The sequence below is a fragment of the Streptomyces beihaiensis genome (assembly GCF_026274175.1).
GTDB classification, from domain to species: domain Bacteria; phylum Actinomycetota; class Actinomycetes; order Streptomycetales; family Streptomycetaceae; genus Streptomyces; species Streptomyces beihaiensis.
Genome location: NZ_JAPHNL010000325.1, coordinates 19,880 through 28,583, shown reverse-complemented (window position 1 = coordinate 28,583; position 8,704 = coordinate 19,880). Strand labels below are relative to the sequence as shown.

8 protein-coding genes are annotated in these 8,704 nt (G+C 74.1%); 5 read left to right on the top strand and 3 right to left on the bottom strand.

The annotated features are described in order from the left end of the window. Window positions 1–142 precede the first annotated feature (142 nt). Together OFY01_RS29945 and OFY01_RS29940 are read right to left on the bottom strand one after the other, a co-directional pair. Window positions 143–595 (bottom strand): SUKH-3 domain-containing protein, encoded by a 453-nt coding sequence (locus OFY01_RS29945; RefSeq protein ID WP_266605233.1) that lies wholly within the window; start codon window positions 593–595, stop codon window positions 143–145. A 146-nt stretch (window positions 596–741) separates the two neighbouring features. After that, window positions 742–1,365, bottom strand: a complete 624-nt coding sequence (locus tag OFY01_RS29940; protein ID WP_266605231.1) for a YwqJ-related putative deaminase — start codon at window positions 1,363–1,365, stop codon at window positions 742–744. Window positions 1,366–1,625: 260 nt separating this feature from the next. Here OFY01_RS29940 and OFY01_RS29935 point away from each other — a divergent pair, with 260 nt between their 5' ends. The 4 genes from OFY01_RS29935 to OFY01_RS29920 all read left to right on the top strand — a co-directional run bounded on the left by OFY01_RS29935 (window position 1,626) and on the right by OFY01_RS29920 (window position 7,495). Beyond that, on the top strand, window positions 1,626–2,624 hold the full coding sequence (locus OFY01_RS29935) for an SMI1/KNR4 family protein (protein WP_266605229.1): 999 nt from the start codon (window positions 1,626–1,628) through the stop codon (window positions 2,622–2,624). 7 nt (window positions 2,625–2,631) lie between these two features. Further along, a complete protein-coding gene (locus OFY01_RS29930; protein ID WP_266605227.1) occupies window positions 2,632–5,262 on the top strand; it encodes an SUKH-4 family immunity protein in 2,631 nt (876 codons plus the stop codon). A 123-nt stretch (window positions 5,263–5,385) separates the two neighbouring features. Beyond that, window positions 5,386–6,372, top strand: a complete 987-nt coding sequence (locus tag OFY01_RS29925) for an LCP family protein (protein ID WP_266605225.1) — start codon at window positions 5,386–5,388, stop codon at window positions 6,370–6,372. A gap of 46 nt (window positions 6,373–6,418) precedes the next feature. Beyond that, the gene (locus OFY01_RS29920) at window positions 6,419–7,495 is read left to right on the top strand and encodes a coiled-coil domain-containing protein (RefSeq protein ID WP_323135583.1); all 1,077 of its coding nucleotides are present in this window, start codon (window positions 6,419–6,421) and stop codon (window positions 7,493–7,495) included. Window positions 7,496–7,504: 9 nt separating this feature from the next. On the opposite strand, the gene OFY01_RS29915 is transcribed toward OFY01_RS29920, so the two are convergent. Then, window positions 7,505–8,032, bottom strand: a complete 528-nt coding sequence (locus OFY01_RS29915; protein WP_266605223.1) for a helix-turn-helix domain-containing protein — start codon at window positions 8,030–8,032, stop codon at window positions 7,505–7,507. Here OFY01_RS29915 and OFY01_RS29910 point away from each other — a divergent pair. Next, window positions 8,019–8,654 carry a mycothiol-dependent nitroreductase Rv2466c family protein gene (locus tag OFY01_RS29910; protein WP_266605221.1) on the top strand — a complete coding sequence of 212 codons (636 nt, stop codon included), beginning with the start codon at window positions 8,019–8,021 and terminating at the stop codon, window positions 8,652–8,654. The genes OFY01_RS29915 and OFY01_RS29910 overlap by 14 nt on opposite strands. Window positions 8,655–8,704: the final 50 nt, after the last annotated feature.

Below are 8,704 nucleotides of genomic sequence, written 5' to 3'. Positions count from 1 at the left end.
GTACGCGTCCGTGTGCTGCGCCGGGAGCGCCGCCTTGCCCGCCGTGCCGCCCCGGGCGGCGGACGGCCCGAGGCGGCGCGGCCCTGCCGGGGCGGGGGCGGCTGCGCGAGGTGGTCGGAGGGTGGTGCCGGGTCGGGGGGTGTCAGGTCGCCTGGAGGCGTTGGGGGTGGAGGCCCGTGACAAGGGTTTCCAGGGCGTGGTCCATGTCGGCGCCCAGGTACCAGTCGCCGCTGTGGTCGAGGGCGTAGACGCGGCCCTCCGCGTCGATCGCCAGCAGTGCCTCCGTGCCGGACTCCGCGCCGAGCGGGCTGACCTTGGTGTCGAGGGCGCGGCCGAGGTCGCCGAGGGTGCGGGCCATGTGGAGGCCGTGGAGCGGGTCGAGGTGCGGCTGGGCGGGGGCGACGTGGCGGCCGGGACCCGTCGGTGTCAGGTGGAGGCCGCCGAACTCGGCCCATGCCTCGACGGCCGCCGGGAAGACGTGGTGGCGGTGGCCTGCTGGTGAGGCGTGGCCGCGGAGGGCGTCGGCCCAGATTTCGGCCTGCTTGATGTTCCAGCGGCCGGGCTGCCATCCGGCGCTGCGCAGGGCCTCGTCCACCGGGACGGTGAAACGGGTGCTTGAGCCACGGCTGTCCGAGGCACGAGTGCTTGAGGCACGGCTGTCCGAGGCACGAGTGCTTGAGGCACGGGTGCTTGAGGTGCGGTCCGCCGCGCGGGACGGAGCCGCTGAGCGCGGGTCGGGCATCAGCGGGTCGCCTCCGTGCGGTCGGCGGCACGGGAGGGTGTCTCGCCGCGGTCGGGTGGGGCCACGACGTGAACGCCGAAGTGGGCGGTGAGCGCGGCGCAGGCGCGGCAGGGGCGGGCGAAGCCACCGTGCAGCGGGTCGCCGTCCTCGCGGATGCGGCGCGTGGTGAGCTTGGCGTTCTTCAGGGCTTTGCGGGCTTCGCTCATCGTCATCGGCTTGCGGCGGGCCCGCTTGGACTTCTCGGTGCGCTCGGCGTCGGTGGCGGTCAGGTGCCGGGAGATGAGGATGGCCTCGGCGCAGCGCCCGGTGAAGCGGTCGCGCTGTGCGCTGGTGAGCGTGGAGAGGAAGTCCTGGACGAGCGGGTGCAGGGCGGGCGGCTGCTCACCGCGCGCGGCGGTCGAGGTGAGCGTGGTGCCGCGGACGGAGAGTGCGGCGGCGACGTTGGGCAGGATGCCGTCGCGGCGGGCGCGCAGCACGGGTATGGCGATGTCCTCGACCGTGCTCCAGCCCACTCGTGGGTCGTGGCCGGGCACGGTGCCCGTCGTGGCGCGGGACGTGGTGCCTGATGTGGTGCCGGGCCCGGTGTCCGTGGTGCTGATCGGCTCTGCGGTGCCGCTGTGCATGGCGTTGTGTTTCCCCTCTGCAATCCCCCGGTTTGCCTGCACAGAGTGCCAAACGGGGTGGCGGGTGCGGAAGCCGGTACCTGACGACACGCCTGTGGCGCCCCGGCGGTTCGCCGCTGCGTCACGGCGGGGTGACTGCTGGTCATGGAACCGGAGCGCCGGTGACCGGTGTCGTAGTACCGCATAGGCTGTCGTGCGTCCGCGCGCTCAGCGGATCACAGGAATCGTCACCGTCAACAGCGCCGCAGGGGGCAATCGCCATGACGACAGGTCGGCTCGGGCAGCAGGCCGCGCCGCCGAACGCGGCGTACGCCGGGCAGGTCGTGCACTTCCCGGACCCGGTCCGTGCCGCCCGGCATCCGAGAGGCGTGCGGGTGGACGGCGACGGCTACCCGGACTTCTCGCCCTACGCGCGCGCGGCCGCGGAGATCGCCCAGCCGCCGGCGGGTTTCGGTATCGATGAACTGCGGTTGACGGACTACGTGTCGGCGAACGCGGCGTCGGCCGCGGCGGGCCACGAACTGTGGGACACGATCGCGCCGGTGGCGACGCCGCACGGCTGGACCTGGCATCACGTGCGCGGTACGCGCCGGATGGAGCTGGTTCCGGTCGAGGTCAAGGCGTTGCTTCGGCATCATGGCGGGCTCGCGACGGCCGCCGCGGACCAGGGCAAGCGCGGCACGCGGGAGTTGCAGGACACGCGTCCGGTGCACTTCGGTCTGCCGAAGTCGGGCGTCGCCGTCACCGAGCAGCAGGTGCTCGGTGTGGAGGAGGACCTCGGATACCGGCTGCCGGGCGCGTACCGCTCGTTCCTGAAGGCGGGTGGCGGGTGTGCGCCCGTCGGGGCGGCGCTCGACGCCGAGTTGGGGCTCCTCGCGGACCAGCCGTTCTTCACGGTGCGTGACGAGGCGGCCGTCAACGACCTGGTGTACGTCAACAAGTGTCTGCGCGATCACCTGACGAAGGACTATCTGGGCGTCGCGTTCGTGCAGGGCGGGATTCTCGCTGTGAAGGTGAAGGGTTCGGCGGTCGGTTCGGTGTGGTTCTGCGCGTACGACGACGCGCGCGACTCCGGTTCCGGTGAGCCGGCGAACTGGTCGGTGGCCGAGCGGGTCGAGCGGCTGCTGCTGCCGTGCGGCGACGACTTCGACGCGTTCCTGTCCCGACTGGCCGGTAATCCGCCGGAGTTGGAGACGGTGGCGAACTTGATGGTCGACGGCGGGTTCGCGCGCGCCGTCCCGGTCGCGGGTGGGGAGTGACGCTGCGATGGTGACGTTCGCGCAGGCGCAGGAGCGCGCCGAGGAGTGGATCAACGGGGACGTTCCCGCGTATCAGCATCGTGAGGTGCGGGTGCGGGAGTTCGAGCTCGGCTTCGTGGTGTGGGCGGAGGACCGTGAGGGCACCGCGGCGTCCGACGGGGGCCGCCAGCGCCTGGTCATCGCCCGGGACAGCGGTGAGGCGACGCTGTGGCCGTCGCTGCCGGTGGGTGAGGTGATCCGGCGGTACGAGGAGGAGTACGGGCTGCCCGATGCGCCGGCCGCCGCGCCGACGGCGCCGCGACCGCCCGAACGAGTGGACCTGAACCAGACGTCGTTCCTGCTCACTCCGCCGGAGTGGTTGCAGGAGGCGGCGGACAAGCTGGGCATTCCGGACCGTCGGGGGGAGTCGCCCTCCGAGGCGTCGGGAGCGTCCGGGGCGCCTGTGGCCGGTGGCCCGCCGAAGGACGACGCTCCGGCCGTCTCCGCCGACGCGACGCCCTGGGCCGGTACGGACACCAACGGGGTGGGTGAGGACGACGACCGGTCGGTTCCGCTGCCCGACACCGTGTACACGTCGCGGCTCGACGAGGCCGAGCAGGCGGAGCCCGTCGCGCCGCCGGAGGCCAAGACCGCCCTGATGTCCGGCGGCAGCCAGTTGCCGCCGACCGCGGTGGCGCCCGCGCTCGACGGGGACCCGGAGCCGGAGCCGTCGGCGCCCCCCGTCCCGTCGGCGCCACCCGCGCCTTCGTACGGGTATCCGCAGCCCGGTCAGCCCGGTCAGCCCGGTCAGCCCGGTCAGCCCGGTCAGCCCGGTCAGCCCGGTCAGCCCGGTCAGCCCGGTCAGGCGGGTCAGCCCGGTCAGGCGGGTCAGCCCGGTCAGCCCGGTCAGGCCGCTCAGGCGGGCCAGTCCGGTCAGCCTGGTCAGGCGGGCCAGGCCGCTCCTGCCGTGCCGGGTACGCCGCCGCCCCCGCCGGGTGGCTTGGCGTTTCCGCCGCCGGTGCCGGGGACGGCCGTGGCCGCCACGCCGCCGCCCGGCGCGATCCCCTCGTACGGCTACCCGCAGGCTCCTGGGCCCGGGGCCGGTCCCGGCGGCTCCGGTCCCGGCGGCTCCGGTGCCGGTACCGATGTGCCCCGGGACGCTTCCGGGCGGCCGTTGGCGCCGGGGGCCGGAGACATCGCCGACGCGGCGACCAGCAAGGCGCAGACCCCGCCGCCCGGTGCGCGCACCGGCCCGGCGACTCCCGCCCCCGCTCCCGCTCCTGCCCCCGCACCCGCTTCCGCCCCTGCCCCCGCCTCAGCTCCGTCCCCGACTCCGCCGCCGCCCGGTGGCGCGCCTGCCGGTCCCGGTGCCGGTTCCGGTGGTTCCGGCGGGTACGTGCCCACTCAGTTCGTGTCGTCGCTCGGCCCGGACCTCGGTCCGGACGCCGCCGCGCCGGAGGTCCCCGGCGCGCCGAAGCCCCCCGGTGCCACGCCCCCGCCTCCCGGCGCGGGTGTTCACCAGGCCGCCACGGTGTTCGCGGACCCGGGCTCGATGCCGCCGCCTCCCGCGCCGCCGGGTGCGATGCCGCCGCCCGCCCCCGGGCAGCAGATCCCTGGGGGCCCGCCCCCGGCTGGGATGCCGGGGGCCGGCTACCCGCAGCAGCCGGCTGCTCAGCCGACGGGCCGGCCCACCGTGGGACCCGGCTACCAGGCCGTGTTGCGCTACCGCGCGCCCGACGGGTCCGAGCAGCAGCTCATCCGCCGTTCCGCGCCCGGTACGCCGCACCCGGAGTGGCAGATCTTCCACGAGCTGCGCGGCATGGGCATCCCGAACGACCAGGTCCTCGAACTCCACACGGAGTTGGAGTCCTGCATGCTGCCGGGCGCGTACTGCGCACGCATGATCAAGGAGCAGTGGCCGCAGGCGCGGATCACGTCGATCGCCCCCTACGGCACCGACCACGCCTCGCGCCAGCAGGGCATGCGGCAACTGCTCGCGCATCAGGGCGAGTTGCACCAGGTGGCGGACGGCCCTGCCCGCCCGGCGCCGGTGCGCGCGCCGCTGCCGCCCGCGCAGCCCGTGGCGCCGGTCCCGCCGGAGGCCGTCGCGCAGGAGCTGGCGGGGGCGTTCGGTCCCGGTGTGTTCCGGTTCGACCAGCGCGCGGTCTCGCGGCAGGGCGTGCCGGACATCGTCGCGCACACGCTCGTCGTCGCCGGTCTGCCGGTGGACTTCGGACCGTTCTTCTGGGCACAGGCCCAGCCGGGCCGCCCGGTGCCGACACTGGCCGAACTGGCGCAGGAGCGTGGGGTGCAGCCCGCGTCGGACGCGGGTTCGTACCTTGTCATGGGCAGCGACTTCGGCAAGGCGCTGTGCGTCCAGTACGGGACGGCGAACATCGTGGCCGTCCCGGTGGAGGCGGGCCCCGGCGGAGCCCCGGTCCCGCCGCAGTTCGTGAACACCGGTCTGCCGGAGTTCACGCGCGCGCTCGCGCTCCTCGGCCGGATGTGGCGGCTGCGCTACGGACTCAACCCGGAGCAGGCGGGCCGCTGGACGGTCGACTTCCAGGCCCAGCTGAACGCCATCGACCCGGCGGCGCTCGGCTCGCCGGAGACGTGGTGGTCGGTGCTGCTGGAGCAGATGTGGGACGGGCTGCTGTAGCGGTACGGAAGCGGAACCAGGTACGGCGGAACCCACGCCGGAAGTGCCCGCGGGCCGGGCCGTACCTTCCGACCCCGGGCCGTCCGACCTGCGTGCCGGGCCGGGCGGCCGCATCATGCGCGCATGGCGGACACATCCGGAGGGGCGCCCGCCCGGCGCGGGCGGCGTCGGCTCAAGCGGGTCGCGCTGACGCTGCTCGTGGTGGTGCTCGTACTGGTCGCGTACGCCACCGGCCTGTACTTCTGGGCGGGTTCGCGGCTGCGTACGACGGACGCGTTCGCCGCCTACCCCGGTCGTCCGGCGGCCGGCAAGGGCACGGACTGGCTGCTCGTCGGCTCGGACTCGCGCGCCGATCTGACCCCCGAACAGCGCAAGGCGCTGCACGTCGGCAACGACGAGGGCCGCAACACCGACACGATCATGGTCCTGCACTACGGGCACAGCGGCCCGTACCTCGTCTCGATCCCACGTGACTCGTACGTCCCGATCCCCGGCCACGGCAAGGGGAAGATCAACTCGGCGTACGCGCTCGGCGGCGCGCCGCTGCTCACGCGGACCGTGGAGCAGGCGACGGGGCTGCGCCTCGACCACTACGCGGAGGTCAACTTCCTCGGCCTGGTCGACGTCGTCGACGCGCTCGACGGCGTCACCGTCTGCGTGGCGGCGGGCGGCCTGCACGACGAGAAGTCCGGCGCCGACTTCGCGGCGGGCTGCCGGCACATGAACGGCACGCAGGCGCTCCAGTACGCGCGTGCCCGCTACTCCGACCCGCGCGGCGACCTCGGTCGCGTGGAGCGGCAACGGCAGCTGCTCGACGCCATCGCGACCAAGGCGACGGGCCCGGCCGTGCTGATCCCGCCGTGGCGGCTGATCCCGTTCGTGTCCGCCGCCCTCGACGCGCTGACCGTGGACGGGGGCGCGGGCGCGGGTGACGTGGCGACGCTGGGCCTGAAGATGTCGGGCCTGGCCAGGACGGTGACCGTGCCGGTGGCGGGCGCCCCGTACGTCGCCGGGGTCGGGGACACCGTCGCGTGGAACGAGACCGAGGCGCGTCGGCTGTTCACCGCGCTCCGCCACGACACGGCGATTCCGACTTTCAGCGACAAATGACGCATCCTTGAGCCAGCGAACGAGCGGGCAAGAGGGGATGAGCGACATGAGCGGTGCGTACGGGTTCCGGACCGTGCGGGGCCGTGGGTACCGGCGCGAGCAGGTGGAGGCGTACGCCGACGGTCTCGCGCGGGAGATCGACGAGGCGTTGGAGCGGGCGGCCCGTCTCGCCGGCCTCGACAAGGAGATGGCGGCGGAGCTCGAACGACTGCGCGGGGTCGTCGCCCGGCTGCCCCCGCCGGCGTACGAGACGCTCGGCAAGCGCGCCCAGTATCTGCTGGAGCTGGTCGAGGAAGAGGCGACGGCGGTCCGTCACGCGGGCCGGTCGGACGCCCAGGCCGCGACGGACGCCGCGGCGGCGTCCGCCCGCGAGCTAGCCGACGCCGCGCGCGGCCACGCCGACCGGGTGCGCGGCGAGGCCGAGGAACAGGCGGGCCGCCGGGAGGCGCAGGCGCGGGAGGCCGCTGACGGGATCAGGGCCGCCGCGCGGCGCGAGGCGAAGGAACTGCGCGACGAGGCGCTCGCCGTACTGCGCGAGACGCGAGAGCGAGCCGAGAACCTTCTGGCCGACCAGGCCGGGGAACATGCCGAGCTCCAGGACGCGGCCGAGCGTGAGGTGGCCGAGCGGGAGGCCGTGGCGGCCGAGTGGGAGGCGGCGGCCGTCGCCGAGGCGGAGGACCGGCTGACGGCGGCGCGGCGCGCGTTCTCGGAGGCCGAGGAGGCGGCGCGGCATCGCCGGGAGGACGCGGAGGCGTCGGCCGAGGAACTGCTGGCGCAGGCGCGGGCGCGCGAGGAGCGGATCGGCCGGGAGACCGAACGGGTGCTGCGCGAGCACGAGGAGGAGCGGGCGGAGCTGCGAGCCCACATGGACCATGTCCGCTCGTCACTGGCGACGCTCATGGGGCGAGTGGAGAGCCCGGAAGCCCCGGAGGCCCCGGAAGGCCGGGAAGATTTGGAACGCTCGGACGCCCCGGGACGCTCAGGCGGTCCGGAAGATTCAGGCGCCGGTCCGGAAGGTTCAGGCGCCGGTCCGGAAGGTTCAGGCGCCGGTCCGGAAGATTCGGGTGCCGGTCCGGAAGGTTCCGGTGCCGGTCCGGAGGATTCGGTGGAGTCGCCGGAATAGGCGCGGCGCCTACTCCGCCTGCGCGGGGCGCAGCCGCATGATCGCGGAGACTGGCACGGCCCCCTCCGGATGGCCTGAGCGTCGCGCGTAGGGCGCAAGCAACTCCCGTACGGAATCGGCGAGTCGGCGCGCCTCGTCGGGGGTCAGGAACAGGCTGTCGAACTCGACGGAACGCTCCACGGCCCGCCGCGCCGCTCCTGGGGGCCGCCGCGGATCGTCCCACCGCAACCGCCAGGGCCGTACGCGTCCGCCGCCGCTGTGCGGCGCCTCCTCGATGAGCCCGTGCCGGGCGAGCTGCCGCAGGTGGAACGAGCAGAGCCCCGAGCTGTGGCCGAGCCGCGCGGCGGCCTGGGTGGAGGTGGCGGTGCCGACCTCGGCGAGGAGGTCGAGCAGGGCGATGCGGACGGGGTTCTGGCGCGGCGGGCGGAGACGGCGGCGCGCCTCGGCAAGGTCTGAAGTGGCCCAGCCGAACGGCCGCCCACTGGACCATGCGGGCGGGCCACCGTGACCGTAGGGTCCTCGTATGACAACAGACACGAAGGCAGACACACGCATCGACTTCTGGTTCGACCCGGCGTGCCCGTTCGCATGGATCACGTCCCGCTGGATCCTGGAGGTGGAGGCCCACCGGGACGTGGACGTCCACTTCCACGTGATGAGCTTGTACCTGCACAACGCGGGCAATGAACTCCCGGACTGGTACCGGGACCTGGTCGACCGTTCGCTCGGCCTGGTCAGGGTCGCCACGGCGGCTGCCGAACAGCACGGCGAGAAGGTCCTCCGGGACCTCTATACGGCTCTCGGTACCCGCATCCACCGCGACGGCGGCGAGGGGGAGGAGGACTTCGACAAGGTGGCGGCCGAGGCTCTGGCCGAACTCGGCCTGCCGGCCTCTCTCGCCGAAGCCGCGCATACGACGGCGTACGACGAGGCACTGCGCCGCAGCCACGACGCGGGCGCGGACCCGGCGGGGGACGGCGGCTATGTGGGCACGCCGACGATCCACGTCGACGGGACGGTGTGGTTCGGGCCGGTGCTCAACGCGATCCCGCGTGGCGAGGAGGCCGTACGCATCTTCGACGCGGTCCGGACGCTGGCCGTCCGCCCGGAATTCTTCGAGCTGAAGCGGACCCGCACGAGCGGGCTGAGTTACGCCTGAGGGGGCGCGGACGGCACTGGCTAGACTCGCCCCGATCATCGACGAGGCGG